Below are 23,814 nucleotides of genomic sequence, written 5' to 3' on the forward strand. Positions count from 1 at the left end.
CGTATCGGGAGCGACAAATGGGTAGTGGAGGTGATGAGTAAATTTTCAACTTCCTACATAACATAACACCGGTGTTAAGTAGTATTATGTTGCGCCGGGTGAGCTAAAGCTACTGTTCAAAGGGCTAGCATGTCGCAAAAAATGAGTGTAGTGAGCGAACATAACACCTTAACTTCCCACATAACATAACACCGGTGTTATGTTGAGTGTTATGTTCAGGTTGGGCCTGAATCCGGCTTCTTTCTCTTTCTTTTTGTTAAACCTTGGATGATTTCAGCTACAGCACTGACAGCGGTTATTGCTAGAAAAGCGGCAAAGAAGAACCAAGGAGACTCAGGGGAGGGAAGCGTGACCCACACTATAAGGATCGCAATTCCGCCAATGGCTATTCCAAGTAGTCCATTGAGTAACGCCTTATAGATAATTAGCTGCTCCTTACTTTATGTGTCTTGAGTGAACGATAGCAGCTTCCACGAGACTTCAGCGCTTATTATTTTTTGTTAAGTCTGGTCTCACTTCGAACCGCGACCACCGGCCGAACCGCACCTACCGCCGCAGTTTCCGCACCCCATGCAACACCTGCGGCAACCAGCTAGCCAGCAATAACACCGCCAACAAGCGGATGATCTGGATCGCCACCACCTCGGCACCAGCACTGCCTTCCGCAGACAACGCCAACACCGTCTCCAGCGCGCCGGGGCTAGTGGCCAAGTAGGCCTCGAAATACGAGATATCCAGCCACACCGTCAGCGGCCACGCGCTCAGCGCGCACACCGCCATCAACGCACCCAAAAACGCGAACGTTGCAGGCAACTGCTTCGAGAAAAACGCCAGCGTATCGCGCTGCAGCGAACCACCGCACACCCAACCGATGGACAAAAACGCGACAATCGCCAAATATGCCGGCGGTGCCACCTCCACGCTGTCGGGAAGCAACGCGGCCGCCAACACCGTCGCCAAGAGTGGCCCCAACGCCGTCGGGGCGGGCACATGCAACCGCCGCGCGGCGGGCTCGGCACCCAGGGCAATCACGGCGAATATCACCAGCATCCACCACGGGCTATCGTTGCTCAAGCCTTCTTCGTGTAGCTGCTCACTCATGAACAAGTGCACGATCACCGGCAGCGTCAGCGAGAGCACCAGCACACGCAAAAACTGCGTGAGCATGACGTAGCGGAAATTCGCCCCGAAATCGATCGCCAGCGTGGACACCACCGACGCCCCACCCGGCAACATCGACAGCACACCCGTCTCCGGGCTGATGTGTCGCGGTTGCGCGCGCGATAACAGCACTCCACCGATCACGCCCACGGTCACCGTAAACACGGTCACAAACAACCCGGGAAGCAAGAAATGCAGCAGGTCAGCCGCCGGAATCTGCGTCAACGGCACCGCCGCCAGCGTCATGATGATGCCGCGGCCGAAACGATAAAACACCGGGTGCACATTCAGCTGCTCGCTCGTCGATAAGCTCCAGGTGCCAGAGATCAAAATCGCGGCGATAATCCACGCCGCCGGCAGCCCCACCGCATCCAACGTCCACCCGAGCGCCACGGACGCCGGTGCGAGCAGGAACCATCGCCAGGAATGCGGTCTCATCGCCGTCCACTGTAGTCCGCCCGTCCACTACCATGTGTGCCATGACTACTCAGCAGAAAACCGCCCTGGTTACCGGCGCGTCCTCTGGTATCGGAGCCGCCACCGCGAAAGCTCTTGCCGACGACGGCTGGCGCGTGGTCATAGCCGCCCGCCGCATGGATCGGCTGGAGAAACTCGCAGAACAAATCGGTGCCACCGCGCACCAGCTGGATGTGACCAGCCAGGAAAGCGTCGACAAGCTGGCGGCTGCCGTTGGGCGCATCGACCTGTTGGTGAACAACACCGGTGGTGCGATTGGCCTGGAATCGATCGCGGAATCCTCGCTGGAAGATTGGGACCGCATGTATGAGGTCAACGTCGCGGGTACGGTGCGCGTGACCAAAGCGTTTTTGCCGTCGCTGTTGGCGGTGGACGGCAACGCCGGCCTGGTGGTGAACATTGGTTCGGTCGCTGGCTGGACCCCGTATGCCGGCGGCGCGGGCTATAACGCCGCCAAGCACGGGGTGCGCGCGTTCAACCGGGTGCTGCGCTTGGAACACCCGGGTACGCTGCGGGTGACAGAGATCGATCCTGGCCGGGTGGCTACCGAGGAGTTTTCGCTGAATCGCTTCCGCGGCGATGCTGAAAAAGCCGCCGAGGTCTATGCCGACAAGCTGAACCTGAGCGCTGAGGATATCGCCGAGGCCGTGCGCTGGGTTGCGGCGTTGCCTGCGCACATGAACATCGACACCATGCAGATCACCCCGCGCGACCAGGTGTAAGGAATACCGCCGCGGTTCGGTAACCTGGCCGCTATGACGACTGCGGATAATTACCCCTCGATCCCCATCAGTGGTGCGTCGATCAAGCTGGGCCAATTCATCAAACTGGCCAGCCTGGTCGCCACCGGTGGGGAGGCGAAAGAGCTGATCGCTGCCGGTGCGGTGACTGTCAACGGCGCGCCCGTCGACAAGCGTGGCGCCGCGCTGCACCCTGGCGATGTGGTGTGCATTGACGACGAATGCGTGCTGGTGGCTGCGGCAGATGATCTTGGCGATGATCTCGCTGATGACGATTACTTTGACGAAGCCACCGCCGATGACGATTTTGATCCCGAGAAGTGGAGGAACCTGTAATGCCCGCATTTATTGCCGAAGTTGGCATGCCTTATTGGACGGATCTGACCACCTCGAACCCGCAGGCCGCGGCCGAGTTTTATTCCGAGCTGTTGGGCTGGGAGATCAGCGGTGATGATTACCGCATCGCGCGCCTGCAGGGTTTGCCGGTTGCCGGGCTGATTCCGCAACCGGAAGGCACGAATGCGCCGGATACCTGGGTGACGTACTTCTTGAGTGCCGATATCGCCGGTGACATCGCGAAGGTGCAGAAGCTCGGCGGCAGCGTGTTGGCGGACCCGCGCGAGGTGGAGCTGGGCACCATGACCGTGCTTGCCGACGCCGCCGGTGGCCTGTTTGGCCTGTTGCAGCCGAAGGGTGAGGATAAGTTCATCGCTGCTGGTGAGCCGTCGACCCCGGTGTGGCATGAGTTGACCTGCAATGCCGGTTTTGAGGATGCGGTGGAGTTTTATCACGAGCTGTTTGACTGGGGTATCCGCACGCTGACCGACGACGAAGCCAATGCCGACGGCGTATACCCGAACGGCACCTATGCCGCGGCGATGGCCGACGGTGCACCTTTCGCGGGCCTGTGGAAAGCAGAAGGTCAGTTCCCGCCGCAGGTCAAGGGCTTTTGGCAGACGTATCTGGGAGTCTCCGATGCTGACGAAGCCGCACGTCGTTGTGCCGAGCTGGGTGGGGAAGTGATCCGCGAGCCGTGGGATTCGCCGTTCGGGCGCCTGTGCTTGATCGCGGATCCGACCGGCGCCACCGTCACTTTGTGCGAGGTAGAAGAAGCACCGGAGGAAGGCCGCGAAGAAGATCCGCTGGACGGCATCGACCTGCCGTAGGCTTGCGTCGTAGTTTCGTGCCATAGATCTGGGTGGAGAAATGCCGCACCTTCTGGTGGAGAAATCCGGTAGGCAGAAGTGGAGAAATGCCGCAGGCTGCTGGGCCGAGGGTGTGCATGAATATCAAAAAAGCCACCTTGACCAGTCAATTTCCACGGCGTTTTCGTCGTCCCGCTGACAGTGCTTGGGGAATAACTGCGATCAGCAATTTTTGCCGAAAGTGAAGTGCCCAGCCATCTGTTGTGCTTCCTGCTCTGGCCCCAGCGGGATGCCTTTGCGCTCGCGCAGCAGGAAGGTGCAGACGAACCCGACAGTGGACATGCCGACTAGGTAAACAGAGATTGCAAACGTGGTGCCGGTAGCTTCCAGCAGAGCGGCGGCAATCATTGGGGCGAAGGCACCACCAAAGATGGACCCGATGGCGTAGGTGATGGATACGCCGGAAGCACGAATTGAGGCCGGGAATAGCTCCGCGTACAGCGCGGACTGTGGACCGTAGGTTAGGCCCAAACCGATGGTTAGACCGATGAGTGCCAGGTAGAGCATGCCCAATGAACCTGTGTTCACCAGCGGGAATAGTGCGGCTGCGCCGATGCCCTGCAGCACGAAGCCGATCAGGTACGTCATTCGTCGTCCGATATGGTCGGAGACCCACCCAGCAAATAGCGTCGAGAAGAGCCAGGTCACAGCAGATAAGGTGACAGCGTTTAGGACATCGCCACGATCCAGACCAATGGGGCCTTCTGGATTGGTGGTGTAGTTCTGGATGTACCCACCAGTGGTCATATAACCCACGGCTCCGTTACCCGCGAAGACCAGCGCTGCGGTGAATACCAGCGGCAAATAGCGCTTGAATAGGATGCCAATGGGATTGGGAGCTTCGGCGTCTTTGCGTTCAGAAATCTCGCGGAAAACCGGGGATTCGTCGACGCCCATGCGCACGGCATAACCAATGACCACCAGAACGATGCTGAACAGGAACGGGATGCGCCAACCCCACTCCAGGAACGCGTCACCTGGTGCGATGGTGTTCATGATCGACAGAACACCAGAGGACATGAGTAGACCCATAGGCACACCGACCTGTGGGCCAGCGCCGTATACGCCACGTTTGTTGTTTGGAGCGTGCTCTACGGCCAGCAGTACAGCTGAGCCCCACTCACCACCAGCGGAAATTCCCTGAATGATGCGCAGTGTGATCAGCAGAATTGGAGCCCAGATTCCCCAGGTGTCGTACGTTGGCAGCAAACCAATCAGGGTGGTGGCACCACCCATGGCAAACAGCGTGACCATCAAGACGGTGCGTCGGCCCAGTTTGTCACCGAAGTGACCAGCAAGGATCGCGCCGAGCGGGCGGAATAGGAATGAAAGGCCGACCGAGGCGAAGGAGATGATCGTCGCTAAGCCGCCTTCTAGGGGGCCGAACATAAGCTGGTTGAAGACCAGGCCAGCGACGGCAGCGTAAAGGAAGTAGTCGTACCATTCGATTGCTGTGCCGATGGTGGTTGCCGCGATTACGCGGCGACGTTCTTTCGCTGAGATCGTCGGTGCCGTGGTTATCGTCATAGACGTCCTTTCGGGAGGGGCGGGGCTTGCTTGTATATGAGTCTTGTGTATGAGTTAGGGTCGTGCATTGAGTAATCGTGAACTGTGGCTAATGTGTTGCACGTTCTTCTTGATTCTGCCTCGTCGCTAGCCTCGGGCCTGCGTATCGTACTTCGTGAGCTTTGCTTCCAGCTGCTTGTGATGCACCGGCGCTAGGCAACCGATCTTGACGACGTGCCGGGCTAAGTCCATATCGCCCATTTTCGCGCGGAAGGCCATGCCCATGGTCACGTCGTGGTCTGGCTTGCCGACGAGCTCCATGCCGTCACCTGCGGTGATGGTTCCTGGTGTGATGATGCGCAGGTACGCACCGCAGTCGCCGTGGTTGGTGAAGGATTTCAGAAAACCTTTTTCGTTGATCCAGCCGGCGAACGTGGCGCAGGGGCTGCGTGGAATAGAGACTTCTAAGAGTGCGTCGCCGATGGAGATTTGTTGGTTAATCAGAAGGTTTGCCAGGCTGATTCCGCTGGTGGTGAGGTTTTCGCCGAAGAATCCATTGCGAAAGTCACGGTGTAGTTCGGTTTCCCAGTAGTCGAGTTCTTCGCGGGCGAAGGCGTAGATGGCCTTGTCGGCGCCTCCGTGGTGTTTGTGGTCGCCGATGGAATCACCGATGATCCCGGACCCGTCGCCATAGTGTGGGCCGGGAGTGGATAATTCAATGGCTGGTTGCGGCTGTTTGTCGATGCCGGTGTATGTGTGCCTTCTACTCGGATCAGCCCGGCGGACGGCGACGTTGGTGGAGATGACCTTCATGGTTTCATTCTGGCAGAGTCTGATGGCCTGAATGCGTGGTGTTCTGAATCGAGAAGTACTGGCACGATTGTGCTTGGCAACATGTGCAATCAGGGTCATCAGAGCTGCCGTTGATGACCCTATGTGCGGGGCTAAGCCATACTCAGGATGTGATTATTGATGTGGTGAGTTTCGCTGAACGGTTTAAGTATACGTATTTGGCGAATTTGCCCGCTGGAAGAATGCTACGAAGCGGGAGATGGATTTTTTGGCTGTGATGGCGGAGCACGAAACTCCTTATGTTAAACGAGCGGCGATCGCTGACTCAATGGGCGTGAACACGACGAATAACGATCGAAATAACGCGTCTGATTTTTAAAACGGTGGCGGATCGTCAGACTTCTGCCGGGCGGCTGCCACCCAGGGGTCGCCTGCAACCTTGGGTTGAGTGATTGTGCACTCGTCTGTGCGATCCCGGGATTCAGCCACTGGGTCGAGGTTCCGTATCGCAGTGATTGCTTGTTGGATTTTGTTGATGTGTTTCCGGCAGGCGGCAATTTTGATCGTGCGGAAACTGTCGTGATTCAGCATGCTTTGTAGTTTTAAAATGTCGCTGTACCAGAGCTGTTGCTCTTCCGTCATTGTTTCCGATGTTCTGGATGATCTCGAAGTTCCGGATGCTTTCGGGGTTTGCGACGAGTTCGACATGCCCGGTGTATCTGTTTGGTTGTTCTCTGCGGCCAGGCGCTGCATTTTTTGTGCTTCTTCGCGCTGGGCATTGCGGTAGCACGACATTTTCTGTGCCACGGTTTGTACCCACCGGCGGTTTGGCTTAGCTAGTGGGCCTTCTGCTTCGGTGGATTGCCAGGTGCCGTCGGCGAATAGCCACACGATGGTTGCGGTGGCTGGTTCGAAGATGGGGCGGGCGCGTTTGTCGGTTTTGATGTTGTGGTGGTGCTGGCACAGTGATATGAGGTTGGCTGGGGTTGTGGGCCCGCCGTCGTCGTATTCGATGACGTGGTCCATTTGGCATATGGTTGCGGGTTCCTCACAGCCTGGGTAGCGGCAGTGTCCATCGCGGCCGGTTACGGCAGCGCGCATGGCTGGTGTGGTGGCATAGCCTGTGACCTCGTGGTTCGCAGCGGCATCCATGTCGTGGTGCTTGCAAGCTTGGTCGGCTAGGTTGTCGGCAGCGGTGCCAAACAGCGTGGTTATACCGGCACCGGTATCCGTGGAGACGAACAGTGGGGCGTCGGCAACGTCGTTGGCACGGTAGCAATTTAGGGTCACGGATGTTTGTGTTTTGCCCAAGAGCAGATCGATGGTGGCGTCGCGAAGCGAAAGTCCGGCTTGTTTCGCATGCTCACGGATGTGCGCATCGATTGTGACTGCAGTGGCGGCGTCAGTATCGAAGCGAATTTCATGCGTATCGGTATCGTTTCGCTCAAAATCGGGAATATCGTTAACATCGTAGGTTTTCCTGGGTGATTCCTTCTTCTTGTCTTTGCGCACCGAGGAATCAAGGGCATCAATTTCGCGAGTGATTCGGTTTCTGATGGTTCTTCTCGACGCCATCTGCTGGTTAGGTTTGGTAGGAGTGAGGAGCTCTACGAGCAGCTCATCGATGGCGGCAAACAGGCTGGCATTGACGGCACCTGCTTTATTCAGAGCACGATCAATGGTGATCCAATGTTCGAGATCTAATTGCCACATCGAGGTTGCTAGCTCGCGCAGCTGCGGAAGGTCTGACATGCGGTAAAACGCGCTGGCGATGTTACCAGCCTTGTGGCTGCCAACACCGCTGGCTGCAGTGATATACCGCAACATGAGGTCGTAATCATCGCTGGCAAGATCAGTGATTCGTTTCCACGCAAAATAAGCGTGACGACGCAGCTCCAGCATCGTCATGGCGTCTTTATCGTGTGGATTGCAGTGGGTGAAATATACCTCTGGGAACTCAGAAGAATGCTGGACGCCTTGCTGGCTTTTGCGGCGATGGTTGTTCTTTGCCATGACGTCCCTCCCCGAACGTGATTGCTAACTAGAATGATTTTAGTCTAGCGATGAAAAGACTAAAAAGCAATGGTGTTCGAATGAAAGTATGCCCCAAGAATTTGGGACACAGTGCTATGGAACTCTGGGAACCTTGGTTGTGGTGTGTGAATGTGCATGTAAAACTGCTGATAATGGCAGGGTTTTGGGGTTGTTTCTCGAGAATGCACGAGATCATGGCTGTTTTGTTGAACTAGAAGGCATGTTCGTATTTGTCGCATCAGTCTGCTAGTGTGCTGAATATGAAAGGTTATTTATGTTCGAATCGTTGCGGGCCGGTTTTTGGCAGGCGTTTGGCTAAAAATCCGTCGGCGTGAGGAGGGATAAAACACATATGGGGCGCACCACAAATGCCCTGATTTTGAAAACCAAACCGACTGAGTGCGAGACAATGGAAGTGCGGGCATAACTGTAAACAACTAAACAGAGTTACAAGCAGTCAAAAGCTACAGGCAGCCACAGGCAACTACAAGCAGCTACAAGAAAATGAAAGGGAGCATGGGCGTGGTTATTGTTCACATTGCTATCGTGCTCGGCGCCATCTTCCTCGGCGCACGAATTGGTTCCATCGGCATCGGTATGGCCGGCGGTTTAGGCGTCGTTCTGCTGGGCCTTTCTGGAATTCCCGTAACCCGGGAAGATATTCCTTTCGACGTCATCGCCATCATCATGACGGTCATCGCGGCGATCGCAGCGATGCAACGCGCTGGCGGCATGGACTACCTCGTGCACATTGCCGAGCGTTTCCTGCGCAAACACCCCAAGCGCATTACCTTCTACGCACCCATCGTTACCTGGCTGATGACGGTCCTCGCAGGTACTGGTCACACGGCTTTTTCGACGCTTCCGGTCATCGTGGAAGTTGCAAAAGAAGGCAAGGTGCGCCCATCACGCCCCCTGTCGGTAGCTGTTGTTGCCTCGCAAATGGCTATCTGTGCCTCACCGATCTCCGCCGCCGTCGTGTTGTTGGCTGGCCTGCTGGAACCTATGGGCATTGGCTACCTGCAGGTGCTCGCGGTTGTTGTCCCGGCGACCTTCATTTCAATCTTCCCGGCCGCCTGGTTAGCCAATAAATTCGGCAAAGAACTTGTCGACGACCCCGTCTACCTGGAGCGCAAAGCACAAGGCTTGGTGGCAGAACCACTCGGGGCAAAAAACTACCAGCCGCAAGCTGGCGCCAAAGCCTCTGTTTTGATTTTCCTCGCCGCCATCGTCATCGTCATGGCCTGGGCAACCATCACCTCCGATCAGGTCGGCCTCATCGCCGAGCCAACCTTGCCGCGAAATGAAGCCATCATGACGGTCATGCTGACGGCGGCGACGATCATCGTCATGCTCACCAAAGTCCCCGCTGGCGACGTTCTCAATACCCCGGTTTTCAAATCAGGCATGTCTGCCTGCGTGTGCGTATTGGGTGTGGCTTGGCTCGGAACCACGCTGATCAACCACTACCTCGATGACATTCAAAACCTCGCCGGTGGTGTTCTGGAATCTTCGCCATGGTTGCTTGCGGTGGTCCTTTTCTTCGGCGCGGCACTGCTGTACTCGCAAGCAGCGACGACCAAAGCGCTCATGCCAGCGGCCCTCGCCCTGGGCGTCAACCCGGTCACAGCCGTCGCAGCCTTCCCGGCAGTATCCGCACTCTTTATCTTGCCGACGTACCCAACGCTGCTGGCGGCCGTCGAAATGGACGACACCGGCACCACGCGCATCGGCAAAGCAGTGTTCAACCACCCATTCCTGATCCCGGGCGTGGTCAGCATCGCCAGCTCTGTGCTGCTGGGCTACCTCTTTGGTTCTGTGATTCTCTAATACTCGGTGACCGCTGCTAGCTCATCATGCCTAGCAGCATGAGCCAGGCGGTGCCGACAACGCCAAAGATGACGATGTTGATCACCGAAGCGATAAATGAGACACGGAACCACTCGGCGGTTTTCACGAAGCCGGAACCGTAAATCAGCCCAGCTGGGCCGGAAGCATAGTGCGTCAACGCGCCAATCAAGTTGCTGGCAAAACCCAGCATGAGCGCAGCAAACAGTGGCGGTGCACCCGCAGCAACAGCCGCACCCAAAAATACGGAATACAGTGCAATGATCTGGGCGGTATTCGAAGCAAACAGGTAGTGCACGTAAAAATACACCAGCGCCAAGATCGCAAAGGCCGCAATCCAGTGCATTCCGCCGATCACACCAGCGACACCTGCACCAATCCAGTCGACGACCCCCAACTCGTTGAGCTGGCTAGCCATGCCCACCAGCACGGAGAAGAAAATCAACGTCGACCAGGCGCCATTATTCGCAGCCATCGTCTTCCAGGTCAACACCTTCGTCACCAACAAAATAGCGATCCCCAAAAACGCCGCCGAGGTAGCTGAAACACCTAACTGTGAACCAAACATCCACAGCCCCAGCAACAGCGCGAACGTCGCCAGCATGATCCACTCGGCGGTGGTCATCGGTCCTAGGTCGCGCAGTTCAGCACGGGCGTGGCCCGGCGCATTCGGGGTCTTCTTCAACGTCGGCGGGTACACCTTCGACATGGCCCACGGCATCACGGCCAAAGCCACCAGGCCCGGAACCACACCAGCCAATGCCCATGTGCCCCAGCTGATGTCGATGCCCTGGTCAGCAGCCAAATTCACCGCCACTGGGTTGCCCGCCATCGCCGTAATAAACATTGCGGAAGTGATCGTGTTGACCTGCAGCGCAGTCAACGACAGATAAGAACCCAGCCGCTTGCGGGATTCATCAGTGTCTGGTCGGGAATCATTTACGTGCGCCAGCGATTTAATGATCGGGTAGACAACACCACCGGCACGCGCGGTATTCGACGGCGTCGCCGGAGCCAACACCAAATCCGTCAAGGCCATGCCATAAGACAGCCCGAGCGAACTCCGCCCCAGCGCAGACACAAACAACAGCGCGATGCGCCGGCCAAAACCGGTGATCAAAAACCCATCAGCAATGAAAAACGCGGCGACGATCAGCCAGATCGTGGAGTTACCGAAGCCCTGCAGCGCCTCTTCCTTGGCGTCCATCGTGCCGGTAATCATGGCCACAGCCAGGCCAATTAACGCAACAGAAGCCGTCGGCAAGGGTTGTAAGATTAGGCCCAAAATCGTGCCGACGAAAATCCCCGCCATGTGCATGCCGCGCGGGTCGACGCCCTCGGGTGCGGGTAGGAAGTAAATGATGGCGGTTGCGGCGACGATGATCGCGACGTGGATGGCGGTTTTCGCGGACCGTTTGGGTGCTTGTTCCTGGTCAGACTGCTTCGCGCTTGTCGACATCTTAGCCCTCCGGGTGTCGCGGGTTTAGCAGATCCGAGCCCTCCGGTGCATGTGCGGGATCGGCGCCGGCCTCCAGCTGCCTATTCTGCTCGTCGACGAAGATCACGCGAGAACGGTAGTCGCGTAGTTCCTCGTTGCTGTACTGCGCATACGCGATGATGATCACCAGGTCTCCCGGATTAATCAGCCGCGCGGCTGCACCATTGATTCCAATGATGCCCGACCCGCGCTCACCGGTGATCGCATAAGTGGTCAGGCGGTTGCCGTTGTTGATGTCGACGATGTCGATCTGCTCGCCTTCGAGAATATCCGCGGCCTCCATCAGCGCGGCGTCGATGGTGCAGGAACCGACATAATGCAGGTCAGCCTGGGTGACCGTGGCTCGGTGGATCTTGGATTTCAGCATGGTACGCAACACGGCACATACCTTAGTCGTCGTGGTGGTGTGGTGATAAATGGTCGAGTAAAGGCGTGATAAACGGCGTGCTAATGGGGTGATAAACGGTCGGGTAGAAAAGCGATAAATAGACTAGTAGGAATAAAACCCGCAGCTCGCGCTATGCTTCCCGACGCGCACCCGCCCCCGGAAGCGCTACCGCAAACTCGGGTTCGGCAAAACCGGCCTCGGCAAAAGCCCGCGCGATGGCCTCCGCGGCCAGCTCCACCTTCTCAGCAGGCAACAAAGCAATTGATGAGCCACCAAAACCGCCGCCGGTCATGCGCGCACCAAGTGCACCATGTTGCATCGCGACGTCGACCGAAACATCCAACTGCGCCACGCTGACCTCATAGTCATCGCGTAGTGACGCGTGGCTGGCCTGCATAGATTCGCCAAAGCCTGCCAGATCACCAGACTGCAATTGCTCGATCGCAGTGGCAGTACGGGCAATCTCGCTGACGATATGCCGGACCCGCTTGCCGACGACCTCCTGCCACGAAGCAGCATCGACATCTTCGGGGGTGTTGGCCTCCGCCCAGCGCGCAGATGCGGCCTCGGCATCGTCGGCATACCGCAGGCTCGTCACCTGCAAGTCAGCGGTGACGCCATCGACGACGGCACGACGTGAGGCGTACTGGCCGTCGGCAAGTGAATGCGGTGCGTTTGTATTAGTGATCAGCACGGCCAAGCCACGGTCGGCGATCTGGAACGGCACTTGGTGGGTGGAATCGGTGGCGAAATCAATCGCAAGCGCGTGGCCTGACTCGGCGAATAACGCAATGCGCTGGTCCAAACCACCAGTGGAAGCCCCAACGACCTCGTTTTCCGCGCGGATGGCAGCGTGCATCAAGGCGGTGCGATCAGTGCTGGTTTTGCTTAGGCCCGCCGCTGGATCCGCAGCCAGGTCTGCTGCCAGATCCGCCGCCGCCAACGCTACTGAACACTCCAGCGCTGCGGAACTCGACAATCCGGCGCCTACCGGCACGTCCGAGACAATCGCTATATCCAGGCCCGGAACCTCGAGGCCCGCGGCCCAGACCGTGCCGACGACATAACCCGCCCAATTATCCGGATAACCGGGGCAAACCTGGTCTATGGCAATTTCTTCGTGCATGGTTTCTGCCTGCGTGTTTTCCGCACCAAACTGTGAGACCACGCGGTAGACGCCGTCGTGGTTCAGCGCCGCAGCCACATAAGTACGCTGCGACAACGCAAACGGAAGGCAGATACCGCCGGCGTAGTCGACGTGCTCACCGATCAGGTTCACCCGCCCCGGCGCAGACCACACACCAGCGGGCTCTGTAAAGTGCTCGCGAAACAGCGCGGTGACATTGGCGATTGCTTGCTCGTTGCTGCGGGTGGAAAACCAATTAACCATCGTGATCAGCTACCTCTTTTTCGGCGATTTCCTCGTTTTCTGCAACTTCTCGGAATCGTGCGGCGATGCGCTCCGGGGTGGTATCGGAAATCCAGGCACCCTGGCCGGACTCACTACCAGCCAAGAACTTCATACGGCCCGGCGAACGCATCAGCGAAAACAGCTGCAGGTGCAACCGACCATCCTCCGGTGCATTGACTGGGGCCTGATTCCACGACGCAATATACGGGGTGCGTTCGACGCCGTCGAAAAAGCGATCCATGCGCCCGAGAATATCCAGGTACATCTGGGCCAGCTCGTCTTTTTCGGCATCGTGCAGTTCCGCAAAATTCGGCACCGCGCGGTGCGGGACCAACATGATTTCGACGGGCCATTTCGCCGCGACGGGCACGAAAGCGGTGAAATACTCGCCCTGGACGACGACGCGCTGGCCGTCGGCATGCTCGCATTCCAGGATGTGATCGAACAGATCTGGGCCGGTTTCAGCGCCACCAGTGCCAGCGCCAGACCCGCCTTGCGCTTCCCGAAATTCCTGCGCGCGGGCAGCGATTTGCGCGGCGCGCTCCGGAACGAACGGATAAGCATAAATCTGGCCGTGCGGGTGCTGCAGGGTGACACCGATTTCCTCGCCCCGGTTTTCAAACGGGTAGACGTACTCGATGCCAGGCAGCGCGGAAAGTTCTTTGGTTCGGTGCGCCCAGGCCTCGACGATGGTGCGGGCCCGGGTATACGGCAGGTCCCGGAAAGAAACCTGCGAATCCGGGGTAAAACACACCACTTCGCAGCGCCCATGGCCTGGTTTGCTGGGCACGAAAGCAGGCTTGGCCGTGCCTGTTGCAGGGCTAGAGCCAGCATCTAAACCAGCACCCAAACCAGAATCAGCACCCAAGCCAGCCTGCGATTCCGCCTGTGCCAGCGACGGGAATCGGTTTTGAAAAACCACGACGTCGTAGTCGTCGGCAGGAATCTCGGTGGGCAGCTGACCAGGGCGCGTCGGTGCCAGCGGGTTTTCATTCGCCGGCGGCAAAAACGTGCGGTTCATCCGGTGCGCGGCATAGGTATACCAGGCGCCGGTCAACGGGTCCTGGCGCAGCTCCGAAGCGCTGGTGGCGGCGGGCAACTCGCGTTCGTCGACAAGCGTGCGGGTGCGCTCGCCGGAGACGAACTCTGGCGTGTCATCGAAGTAGAGCAGCTCGCGGCCGTCGGCAAGCTGGGTGCGGGTAATGCGCATCGGATGCTGCATGGAAAACTCCAGACTTAATGGGTGGTGGAATCGCCGGATTGTGGCTCAGCTGCAGCGCTAGCCTCAGCGCCAGCCTCAGTCTCGTCGATTTTGATCGGGTTGGCCTTCGTCCACCAGAAGAACACACCGGCGGCGACCAGCATCGCCACGCCGGTCCACAGGTTATATGAGGAATCCTTCGCTGCACCCGTCGCGGCATCCACGCCCGGGTCCAGGAAGAAGAAGCTCAGCAGCAAGATCAGGCCGTACAGGCCCAGCAGTGCGCCGATGACGTTACGGATGTCGAATGCGCCGGTGGTGTGGGAGCGCTGCGATCCTTGTGTACTCATGATTATGCGTGCTCCTTGCTAGATGAAGATGATGTTGAGGATAACGACCAACACCAGGCACAGCACACCCAACGGGACAGTGCGGCGGTACCACGGTAGGCCATCTTCGGTGGAATCTGTGAGGTTTTCCTTCGGGGTGACGGACTTGACGAAGCCCACCAGCTCCTCGTCCGGCTTTGGCTTGGTGACCAGGGACACGACGATGGAAACCAGGATGTCCACGACGAAGGCCAGCGATGCTGCGACAAACGCGGTGCCTTGGCCCGGCAGGTTGAACAGGCCAGCTTCGACAGCAGAGAAGGTAGCAATCGCCCAATAAACAATCGCAGAACCAGTACCGGCAACCAGACCAGCCCAACCAGCAGTCGGGGTCATGCGCTTCCAGAACATACCCAAGATGAAGGTGGCGAACAGCGGCGCGTTGAAGAAGCCGAACAGGGTTTGCAGGTAGTCCATGACGTTGCCGAAGTTCGACGCCAGCAGCGCGGTGAACACGGCGATGACGGTGGCGCCGATCGTCGCCAAGCGGCCGACGCGGGTGTAGTAGTCGTCCTCGCGGTCTTTGACCACGTAGGTTTGCCACAGGTCATAGGAGAACACGGTGTTGAATGCGGAAATATTCGCGGCCATACCAGCCATGAAGGCAGCCAGCAGACCAGCCAAAGCGATACCCAGCAGGCCGTTCGGCAACAGATCGCGCATCAGGTACAGCATGGCGTCGTTCGGTTCCGCGGAACCATCCATCAGCGGGGTGACGGTGGCGCCGGCGATCATGCCAGGGATGACGACGATGAACGGCACGAACATCTTCGGGAACGCACCAATGATCGGGGTTTTGCGTGCCGACGACAGCGAATCCGCTGCCATGGAGCGCTGCACCTCAACGAAGTTGGTGGTCCAGTAACCGAACGAAAGCACGAAGCCCAGGCCGAAGACCAGGCCAATCGCGGAAACGATTGGGTGGTCGAAACCAGAAATTTCCGTACCGGGCCAAGCGCTGAAGTGGCTTGGATCAGCTACTTTTTCCTTCAGACCAGACCAACCGCCGACGCTGTGCAGGCCAATCAAGGTTAGTGGTAGCAGGGCAGCGATGATGACGAAGAACTGCAGCACCTCGTTGTAGATGGCAGCAGACAGGCCGCCCAAGGTGATGTAGGAGAGCACGATGACGGCGGCGATCACCAGCGTGACCCACAGCGGCCAACCCAGCAGCGAGTTGACGACCTTGGCCAGCAGCAACAGGTTAATACCGGCGATCAGCAGCTGCGCCAAGGCAAATGACAAGGCGTTGACCAGGTGCGCACCATTACCGAAACGACGGCGCATGAACTCTGGAACCGAACGAACCTTGGAGCCGTAGTAGAACGGCATCATCACGATACCCAGGAATACCATTGCTGGGATTGCGCCGATCCAGAAGTAGTGCATCGTCTCGAAGCCGTACTGCACACCGTTTGCGGACATACCGACGATTTCGACAGCACCCAGGTTGGCGGAAATAAAGGCCAGGCCCGTTACCCAGGCTGGTAGAGAGCGTCCGGACAAGAAGAAGTCGATGGAACTCGACACCTTTGACTTCGCTGCCCAGCCGATGCCCAGCACGAATAAGAAATAAATCGCCACCAGGGTGTAGTCCACCCAGGATGCATTCAAAAGCAGGGCGTCTTCCTGCATAACGGGAACCTCCCGGAAAATAGGCCTTCCCCAAAGCCGAGGAAGACCTGCATTGCTGGCCCGCTCGGTCCCTGTGTGAAGGAAAATGGATGTGCACCCAGCAGCGAAAACTACCCAAGTTAGGTAACCATCACATGAAAGATGCTTTGCGGCGCATTCATCATAACCCTAAAGGGTTGGTTTAGGGTGAGGTGGGGTCGAAGTGGCGGAAATTCCGAAACGGAACCTCATGCTGCTTGCCGACGCCAACTGCAGCAAACTTTCGCCACTGCGCAGTGCATTTGGCGGGCACGTCATCGGCTCCACGGCGACAGCCCTGCCGATGCTCGGGGCAGATTCCGGTGAAGTGTAGACCTGACACCAACTGAAATGCTCATCCGCCCACAGTATGGCGCCGTGGCCGTCGGCATTGCGCAGCTCGATCCGGTGGGCTGCGTGATCGCTGCTGGTTTGGGGTGCCTCCAGCCGGAAACAATGGTCCAACTCGATTCCCGCCATGTGTTGCTGCTTGTCGACGACTTCCGTGGCCGGGATTTCCGGCCCCGCCGGAAGCAAGCGGTCAGGGTCGAGCGGCAGATTCGTGGCTGCTGACATAGATAAGGTGCACTCATCCAGCGGTGCACCCAGCGCGCTGAGGTACGGGTGCCAGCCCAGGCCGAAGGGGCTGGACTCGGTGCCGGGGTGGGTAGTTTCGGTGCCGGTATTGGTGACAGTGAGTTCTGCGGACAGGCCATCGTCGGCAAGCGCCCAGGTGATGGAATAGTGCAGCGGCCAGGCCCATTCGGTGCGCGCCGGGCCCTGCCACTGCAAAGTCACGGCACTGCGGGAGTGCTCTGTGACGTGCCAGTTCGCCTCAGCGGCAAAGCCGTGTAAGGCGTTGTTGCGGTCGGCCTCGTTGCAGGCTAGACGGTAGATGGTGCCGTGATGGGAAAAGATGCCGTCGCCAGTGCGGTTCGGCCATGGGGCCAAAAGTGCTCCGGCGGTGAACGGACGCGTATGCTGATAGCCCGCTACCAGGGGTTTTCCGTCGTAAAGCAAGGTTGCCAGGCCAGCACCATGCGGGTCGATTGTGGCGGTGTAGGCGCCAGCGGAGATCTGTACTGCAGCGTGAGAGGTCATGCCCAGCAGTTTAAGTCGTGTGGTGGAAAGCATCGCGGTGGTGTGTCTCATGCCTATTTTGCTGGGAAGTTTCAACCGGTTGACTTGAAAAGATCATCAACCCGAAACTTTAAAAATTGCTTGGGAACTTTTCCCACTCGGGGTGCGACTACTTTGTGTAGTTCGCGGCTGCAGACGAGAACTTCACTTAACAAGTTTTAGTCCCCGAACCCGAAGGCTTTTGTCCATGACTCTACGCCAAGATCGCCCAGCGCAAGCATCTACCACGATGCCTGCTGGCGCCGTCGACGAGACCTCTGCGCGCAATAAACGTGGCGCACGCAAACCCAATGCACTGGTTGCGCTGCTCCGACGCCTGCATTTCTATGCTGGCATGTTCATCGGACCGTTCCTGCTCATCGCCGCCATCAGTGGTGCACTGTATGCAGTCGCACCCACCGCAGAAAAGCTGGTGTACCAGGACGTACTGACCGTCACCCCGCCACCCGGAGCAGAAGGCGTTACCAACACCATCTCGTTGGAAAAGCAAGTAAATAACGCCCACGAAGCCTTCCCGGATTTGGATATTGCCCAGGTGTGGCCGTCCTCGGAACCTGGTGAGACCACCCGCGTGCTGCTTATCGACGAAACCATTGACGAGGCAGAACTGCGCAGTGTGTTCGTCAACCCGTACACCGGAGCCGTCGTTGGTGACGAGCCATCTTATTCCGGTCTGGGCGAGTTGCCTCTGCGCCGGTGGATTTCACACCTGCATGAGAGCATGCACCTGGGGCCAGTAGGCGAGCTGTACTCGGAGCTGGCTGCCAGCTGGTTGTGGTTTTTCGCCTTGGGTGGCCTGGTGTTGTGGGCTTCCCGCAATAAAAAGGTGCAGCAGCTATTCGGGTTCGGTAACGCGCGTACCGGCAAAGAAGTGAAAAATGGTGGCGCCCAAGAGGTCAAGGATGCCAAGGACACCAAAAACAAAGGCAGCGGACGTCGTCGCCTGGTCAACCTGCACGGCGTGACGGGAACCTGGATGCTCATCGGCATGCTGGCGCTGTCGGTCACCGGAATTACGTGGTCCACTTACGCTGGCGGAAACGTGAACCGCACCGTGGAAGCGTTGCAGTGGCGGGCGGATCCGATCACCACGGAACTCAGCGGTGAATCAGCAGAAGCCGCAGACCCGCACGCAGAACACGCTGGCCACGGCGGTGGCGGTGGCGCGGAAGCAGAGGCAGAAGCTCGCACCTGGACCCCGGAGGAAATTGCCGAACAGGCCGATCAGGTCTTGGCGACGGCTCGTGAAGAGGGCCTGACCGGTTCATTGCGCATGTACCCAGGCGAAAGCGTGGAGCACGGCTGGCAGGCCAGCGAGCGCTGGACCGAATGGCGTACCACCTCGGATGCCATTTCCGTCGATGGTGAGACCGGCGAAGTCATCGACCGCCTGCCATTTTCCGAGCTGCCACTGTTTTCTAAGCTGACTTCCTGGGGCATTTACCTGCACATGGGCATCATGTTCGGCCTGCCGCTGCAGATCCTGCTGTTGGTCACCGCCCTGGCCATCGCGGGCCTGGTGGTGCTGGGCTACATGATCTGGTGGAAGCGCCGCCCAACCCCGGGCGCGACCGCAGGCATCCCGGGGCCACGCACGAAGCTGAGCACCAAGCAGTGGATCATCGTCGCAGTACTCCTGGTTGCCGTGGGCGGTTTCTTGCCGCTATTCGGAATTAGCTTGGCAGCGATGCTGCTTGCCGACGTCTTGCTGAGCAAGCGCGCCGGGCACACCGGGCACGAAACCAGGCGTGCACCTGTCGACGGCGCACGTGCTTAATTAGCATCAGTTTTCATTACTCCCAGGAGCTAGGCGCCTCGACGTGGTCGCGGCGTTCTTCTCCTTCGGCGTACAACGGCATGTCCTGACCGGCGCGGTAGAACGGTGCGTTGTTTGCTGGCAGTGGGTTCTTGCCCTTGATCAGGTCTGCTGCCTTCTCCGCGACCATCATCGTCGGCGCGTAAATATTGCCGTTGGTGATTGATGGGAAGACCGAAGCGTCGACGACGTACAAGCCTTCGGTGCCCCACACCTGCATGGTGTCTGGGTCCACCACTGCCATTGGGTCGTCCTCAGCGCCCATCTTTGCAGTACAGGAAGGGTGCAAAGCGGTTTCGCCGTCGTTGCGTACCCACTCCAGGATCTCCTCGTCGGTTTGCACAGCCGGGCCAGGGGAGAATTCGCGGGTGCCATGCTCGGCCATCGCGTCGGTGGCCATCAGCTCACGTGCCTTGTGCACAGCCTCGACCCATTCGCGGCGGTCTTGCTCGGTACGCAGGTAGTTGAACAGCATCTTGGGCTTGACGTGTGGGTCTGCCGATTGGATGCGCACCCAGCCCTTGGTATCGGAGAACATTGGGCCGACGTGCCACTGGAAACCATGCTTGACCTTGGCCGGGGTGCCGTCGTAGCGTACCGCCATAGGCAGGAAGTGGAACATCAGGTTCGGGTATTCTTCGTCGTCGTTGGAGCGCACGAAGCCACCGGCCTCAAAGTGGGAAGTTGCCACAGGGCCCTTGTGGGTCAGCAACCACTGCAGGCCCATGAAAGGCCAGCGCCACTTGCGCAGGTAAGGCTGCGAGGAATGCGGCGTATCTACCTCATACTGGATATAGACTTCCAGGTGATCCTGCAGGTTTTCACCCACGCCTGGCAGTTCCTTGACGACGTCAATGCCGTGCTCTTCCAGCAATTCGCGTGGGCCCACGCCGGAAAGCTGCAGCAGCTGTGGCGTGTTGATAGCGCCGGAAGCCAGGATGACCTTGTCTGCGTAGATTCGGCGGGTAGCACCCTGCCATTCGTATTCCACGCCCTTGGCGGTGGTGCCGTCGAAAATCACGCGACGGGTGAAAGCCTGGGTGCGTACTTCCAGATTTTCCCGCTGCAAGATTGGGTGCAGGTAGGCGCGTGCCGACGAATGGCGGCGGCCTTTTTTAATATTGCGGTCGAAAGGCGCGAAGCCTTCCTGCCGGTAGCCGTTGACGTCGTTGGTCAGCTCGTAGCCGGATTCCTGCACGGATTTGAACAGTGCCTGGAACAGCGGGCTGGTGGCCGGGCCGCGGGACAGGTACAGCGGGCCGTTGTGGCCACGGCGCGGATCGTTGGCGTCGGCGCCTTTCGCGGTTTCCATTTTGTTGAAATAAGGCAGGCAGTGTGCGTAGTCCCAGTGCTCTAGACCTGGGTTTTCTGCCCACTTTTCATAATCCAGCGGGTTGCCGCGCTGGAAAATCATGCCGTTGATGGAACCGGAACCACCCAAGACTTTGCCGCGGGCGTGGGGTACGCGGCGGCCATTCATCTCTGGCTCTGGCTCGGTTTCGTAGAGCCAGTCGTAGTCTTTATCGCCGATGGGGAAGGAGAAGCCCGAAGGCATGTGGATGAAAAGGTCCCAGATGCTGTCTGGGCGTCCGGCTTCCAGGACGACGACGCGGGTATCAGGGTCTTCGGTCAAGCGGTTAGCAACCACCGATCCTGCAGATCCACCGCCGACGACTACGACATCGCTGACCTCGTCGGTAACTGGCGCCGAGTTTTTCGACGCTTTTTTGGCCGAGGTCGCGGCATTCATGGAATTAAACAGTCGCGAAAAAATGCTCACGCTGTGTCCTTTCTACTGCTAGAGCCCACGGCGGTAGCCGTGTGCGGAACAATATTCCAGCCTAGCGGTGAAAAATAGCCCTAGCCAATGACTGTGTGATGGTATACAGTCAAAAAGCTTGAAAACTGAGAATTGGTTCAAAATGGAATCAAAAAATCCGCACAACGCAGCAGCATATGCGTAACAGTAAAATAAGGAGATGGTGGTGGCTGAACAAGCTGAGCCGCAATCGACAAATACTAGAGCTTCGCGGTTTATCCCGCGGGCGCTGGTGGGAACCTTCCGTGTAGAAACCGGCTATGATCACGGCGATGACGTCCCAGTGGCGAAGCCGAACTGGATGGTGTTTGGTTTTTCTAGTGCGATCATCTTGGCAATCGCGCTCTACACCTTCATTGCTACGGAATCTGCGGAAAACAACTTGAACGCGATCACCAGCTGGATCGCCGGTAATTTTGGCTGGTTTTATATTTTGACTGCCACCGCGGTGGTCATCTTCGTGTTGGTTGTAGCATTTTCTCGCACCGGCAGTATCCGGCTGGGGCCGGACCACTCCCGTCCGAAGTACAGCCTGTACACCTGGGCATCGATGTTGTTCGCTGCCGGTATCGGCGTCGACCTGATGTTCTTCGGTGTCGCTGAGCCTCTCACGCAATACTTTGAGCCACCAACAACGGACCCAGAAACTTACGCTGCGGCAAAAGAAGCCGTGGCCTGGGCTATGTTCCACTACGGAATCGTCGGTTGGGCTATGTACGCGTTGATGGGCATGGCTTTTGGTTACTTCGCCTACCGCTTGAACATGCCGTTGGCGATCCGCTCGGCGCTGTATCCCATCATCGGCAAGCGTATTCACGGTGCTGCTGGGCATTCCGTGGAAGTTGCCGCGATGCTGGGTACCGTTTTCGGTATCGCAGCGTCGCTGGGTATCGGTGTGGTTCAGCTCAGCTACGGTTTGCACATTATCTTCGGCTTTGAGGTGACCATGGGCTTGCAGGCTACCTTGGTTGCCGTCGGCGTGATCGTGGCGACGATTTCCGCTATTTCCGGCGTCGACAAGGGTATTCGCCGTCTTTCGGAGCTCAACGTGGCCGTCGCCATTTTCTTGGGCTTGTACGTGCTTATCGCCGGTAAGACCGCCTGGTTGCTGAACTCGCTGATCGATAACGTCGGCACGATGCTGGCGAGTTTCCCGGCTTGGGTGATGGACACCTACGCCTACGCGGATGATCAGGAAGCCGTCAGCGCGTGGATGGAAGCCTGGACGCTGTTCTTCTGGGCCTGGTGGATTGCTTGGGCGACCTTCGTCGGCCTGTTCCTGGCACGCATTTCCCGCGGCCGCACCCTGCGCCAATTCGTCATCGGTACCTTGATGTTCCCATTCCTATTCATCGTGCTGTGGATGTCGTTTTTTGGTAACTCGGCACTGGATTTGGTCATGGGTGGCAATAATGAAGAATTTGCCGAAACCGCCATGGCACAGCCGGAGTCCGGTTTCTATGAACTGCTGGGTACTTACCCGGGTGCATCGGCCCTGATTTTGCTGGCTACCTTGTGTGGTCTGTTGTTGTACATCACCTCGGCGGACTCCGGTGCGCTGGTGATGGCGAACTTCACCTCGCATATCATTGACCATCGTCAGGATGGCGCACCGTGGTTGCGCGTGTTCTGGTCGCTGACCGTCGGCGTATTGACGCTGGGAATGCTGGGTATTGGTGGTGTGGCTGCGGTGCAGGCTGCCACGGTGATCATGGGCTTGCCGTTCGCCTTCGTGATGTGGATGGTGATGTTCTCGCTGTGGAAGTCCCTGCGGCAAGAAAATATCCAACGCGATTCCCGTGCAGTGGCGCTGCACTCCGCGATCGCCGGTCGTGTTGCCGGTGCCCGGTGGAAATCCCGGATTGGTCGTGCCAACCGCTGGCCAAACGGCGAGGAAATTACCGCGTACTTCGAGAACACCGCCACTCCTGCGCTGGAGAAACTCTGCACCGAGTTGCGCAACGAAGGCCTGGATGCCCGTTTGCTCACCAGCTTGGTACCGGAGTGTCAGCTGCCGCAGCTGGACCTGGAAATTCAGCTGGGCGACGAGCGCGAGTTCCGTTATCAGTTGTACCCAATCCAGACTGAAAGCCCGGATTTCGTGGACGGAAATAGTGATTATTATCGCTTGGAGGTCTTCGATAACAACGGATCCATGGGCTTTGACGTCTATGGCTACGACGAAGATCAGTTGATCAATAACGTGCTTGACCTCTACGATCGCCATTTGGAGTACCTGCACATGCAGGCGCCGCTGCGTGGTTCTTCGGACCTGTCGGATAATTCGGATCCGGTTCGCAGCTGGAAGGAAGACTTCTCCGAATAAAGCCGGTGTTATTGACCCTGGCTAGTAACCGAGGTGCGATTAGCGCGTCAGCAGTACAGCTATAGTGAAGCCCCCAGATCACCTTGTAGGCAACAGTCCGCTGTGATTCCGGGGGTTTCTTGCTGTTCGGATGAAGCTATTGTGTGGCTTTTATTGTCCAAAAAGAAGTAACAGCAGCAGCTGTCAGGAAAGTTGGAACCAAAAGCCACAGTCCGCCGGTGGAGTCAACAAAAATCATCAACAGTATAGGGATGATCAATGCTGCCCATGCGGCAATGATGCACGACTGCGCCAGTTTTGAATAGCTCATGAGGACTCCTTAGCAAAAAGCAGCAGCTCCGGTGTTAGCAGTGTGTAAATTATCGCATTCATTAAATAACTTGCGACCCACATTCAGCTCAGTACAAGAC

Annotated in this window: 19 protein-coding genes; 6 read left to right on the forward strand and 13 right to left on the reverse strand. The window is 58.0% G+C overall.

The window, feature by feature from the left end:
* Window positions 1–546: 546 nt before the first annotated feature.
* Complete coding sequence (locus A5774_RS03645; protein ID WP_064833405.1) at window positions 547–1,599, reverse strand: AbrB family transcriptional regulator; 1,053 nt, start codon at window positions 1,597–1,599, stop codon at window positions 547–549.
* A 32-nt stretch (window positions 1,600–1,631) separates the two neighbouring features.
* Between A5774_RS03645 and A5774_RS03650 the strand changes: the two genes are divergently transcribed.
* From A5774_RS03650 to A5774_RS03660, 3 genes are read left to right on the forward strand one after another with little or no spacing between them, the layout of a single operon-like run.
* Window positions 1,632–2,360 (forward strand): SDR family oxidoreductase, encoded by a 729-nt coding sequence (locus A5774_RS03650; protein WP_064833407.1) that lies wholly within the window; start codon window positions 1,632–1,634, stop codon window positions 2,358–2,360.
* A 33-nt stretch (window positions 2,361–2,393) separates the two neighbouring features.
* On the forward strand, window positions 2,394–2,714 hold the full coding sequence (locus A5774_RS03655) for an RNA-binding S4 domain-containing protein (protein ID WP_064833408.1): 321 nt from the start codon (window positions 2,394–2,396) through the stop codon (window positions 2,712–2,714).
* Window positions 2,714–3,544, forward strand: a complete 831-nt coding sequence (locus A5774_RS03660; RefSeq protein WP_064833410.1) for a VOC family protein — start codon at window positions 2,714–2,716, stop codon at window positions 3,542–3,544. Before A5774_RS03655 ends, A5774_RS03660 begins: the two co-directional genes overlap by 1 nt.
* A gap of 201 nt (window positions 3,545–3,745) precedes the next feature.
* On the opposite strand, the gene A5774_RS03665 is transcribed toward A5774_RS03660, so the two are convergent.
* The 3 genes from A5774_RS03665 to A5774_RS03675 form a co-directional block, all read right to left on the reverse strand.
* Window positions 3,746–5,110: an MFS transporter gene (locus A5774_RS03665; protein ID WP_064833412.1), complete on the reverse strand. Its 1,365-nt coding sequence runs from the start codon at window positions 5,108–5,110 to the stop codon at window positions 3,746–3,748.
* A gap of 126 nt (window positions 5,111–5,236) precedes the next feature.
* A complete protein-coding gene (locus A5774_RS03670) occupies window positions 5,237–5,902 on the reverse strand; it encodes an MOSC domain-containing protein (RefSeq protein ID WP_064833414.1) in 666 nt (221 codons plus the stop codon).
* A gap of 354 nt (window positions 5,903–6,256) precedes the next feature.
* Window positions 6,257–7,894: an HNH endonuclease signature motif containing protein gene (locus tag A5774_RS03675; RefSeq protein WP_064833416.1), complete on the reverse strand. Its 1,638-nt coding sequence runs from the start codon at window positions 7,892–7,894 to the stop codon at window positions 6,257–6,259.
* 543 nt (window positions 7,895–8,437) lie between these two features.
* Between A5774_RS03675 and A5774_RS03680 the strand changes: the two genes are divergently transcribed.
* Complete coding sequence (locus tag A5774_RS03680) at window positions 8,438–9,745, forward strand: anaerobic C4-dicarboxylate transporter (RefSeq protein ID WP_064833456.1); 1,308 nt, start codon at window positions 8,438–8,440, stop codon at window positions 9,743–9,745.
* A gap of 16 nt (window positions 9,746–9,761) precedes the next feature.
* Here A5774_RS03680 and A5774_RS03685 read toward each other — a convergent pair whose 3' ends face one another.
* From A5774_RS03685 to A5774_RS03715, 7 genes are all read right to left on the reverse strand, one after another.
* Window positions 9,762–11,222: a DASS family sodium-coupled anion symporter gene (locus A5774_RS03685; protein WP_064833418.1), complete on the reverse strand. Its 1,461-nt coding sequence runs from the start codon at window positions 11,220–11,222 to the stop codon at window positions 9,762–9,764.
* A 1-nt stretch (window position 11,223) separates the two neighbouring features.
* Window positions 11,224–11,640: an aspartate 1-decarboxylase gene (gene panD, locus A5774_RS03690; RefSeq protein WP_064833420.1), complete on the reverse strand. Its 417-nt coding sequence runs from the start codon at window positions 11,638–11,640 to the stop codon at window positions 11,224–11,226.
* A gap of 139 nt (window positions 11,641–11,779) precedes the next feature.
* Window positions 11,780–13,039 (reverse strand): galactokinase, encoded by a 1,260-nt coding sequence (galK, locus tag A5774_RS03695; protein WP_064833422.1) that lies wholly within the window; start codon window positions 13,037–13,039, stop codon window positions 11,780–11,782.
* The gene (galT, locus tag A5774_RS03700; RefSeq protein WP_064833424.1) at window positions 13,032–14,282 is read right to left on the reverse strand and encodes a galactose-1-phosphate uridylyltransferase; all 1,251 of its coding nucleotides are present in this window, start codon (window positions 14,280–14,282) and stop codon (window positions 13,032–13,034) included. Before galT ends, galK begins: the two co-directional genes overlap by 8 nt.
* Window positions 14,283–14,296: 14 nt before the next feature.
* On the reverse strand, window positions 14,297–14,611 hold the full coding sequence (locus A5774_RS03705; protein WP_064833426.1) for a hypothetical protein: 315 nt from the start codon (window positions 14,609–14,611) through the stop codon (window positions 14,297–14,299).
* Between the two features lie 18 nt (window positions 14,612–14,629).
* Window positions 14,630–16,285, reverse strand: coding sequence for a sodium:solute symporter family protein (locus tag A5774_RS03710; protein ID WP_064833428.1), 1,656 nt, complete (start codon window positions 16,283–16,285; stop codon window positions 14,630–14,632).
* A gap of 168 nt (window positions 16,286–16,453) precedes the next feature.
* Complete coding sequence (locus A5774_RS03715) at window positions 16,454–17,404, reverse strand: hypothetical protein (RefSeq protein ID WP_064833458.1); 951 nt, start codon at window positions 17,402–17,404, stop codon at window positions 16,454–16,456.
* 226 nt (window positions 17,405–17,630) lie between these two features.
* Between A5774_RS03715 and A5774_RS03720 the strand changes: the two genes are divergently transcribed.
* A complete protein-coding gene (locus A5774_RS03720; RefSeq protein ID WP_082936086.1) occupies window positions 17,631–19,220 on the forward strand; it encodes a PepSY domain-containing protein in 1,590 nt (529 codons plus the stop codon).
* A gap of 16 nt (window positions 19,221–19,236) precedes the next feature.
* Here A5774_RS03720 and betA read toward each other — a convergent pair whose 3' ends face one another.
* A complete protein-coding gene (betA, locus tag A5774_RS03725; protein ID WP_027018349.1) occupies window positions 19,237–21,009 on the reverse strand; it encodes a choline dehydrogenase in 1,773 nt (590 codons plus the stop codon).
* A gap of 229 nt (window positions 21,010–21,238) precedes the next feature.
* On the opposite strand from betA, the gene betT reads away from it, so the two are divergent.
* The gene (gene betT / locus A5774_RS03730) at window positions 21,239–23,404 is read left to right on the forward strand and encodes a choline BCCT transporter BetT (RefSeq protein ID WP_024272634.1); all 2,166 of its coding nucleotides are present in this window, start codon (window positions 21,239–21,241) and stop codon (window positions 23,402–23,404) included.
* A 136-nt stretch (window positions 23,405–23,540) separates the two neighbouring features.
* Here the strand turns inward: betT and A5774_RS11195 are convergent, their stop codons facing one another.
* On the reverse strand, window positions 23,541–23,714 hold the full coding sequence (locus tag A5774_RS11195) for a hypothetical protein (protein WP_023018560.1): 174 nt from the start codon (window positions 23,712–23,714) through the stop codon (window positions 23,541–23,543).
* Window positions 23,715–23,814 lie beyond the last annotated feature (100 nt).

Source organism: Corynebacterium sp. EPI-003-04-2554_SCH2473622, from assembly GCF_001665955.1.
Classification (GTDB): domain Bacteria; phylum Actinomycetota; class Actinomycetes; order Mycobacteriales; family Mycobacteriaceae; genus Corynebacterium; species Corynebacterium pseudodiphtheriticum.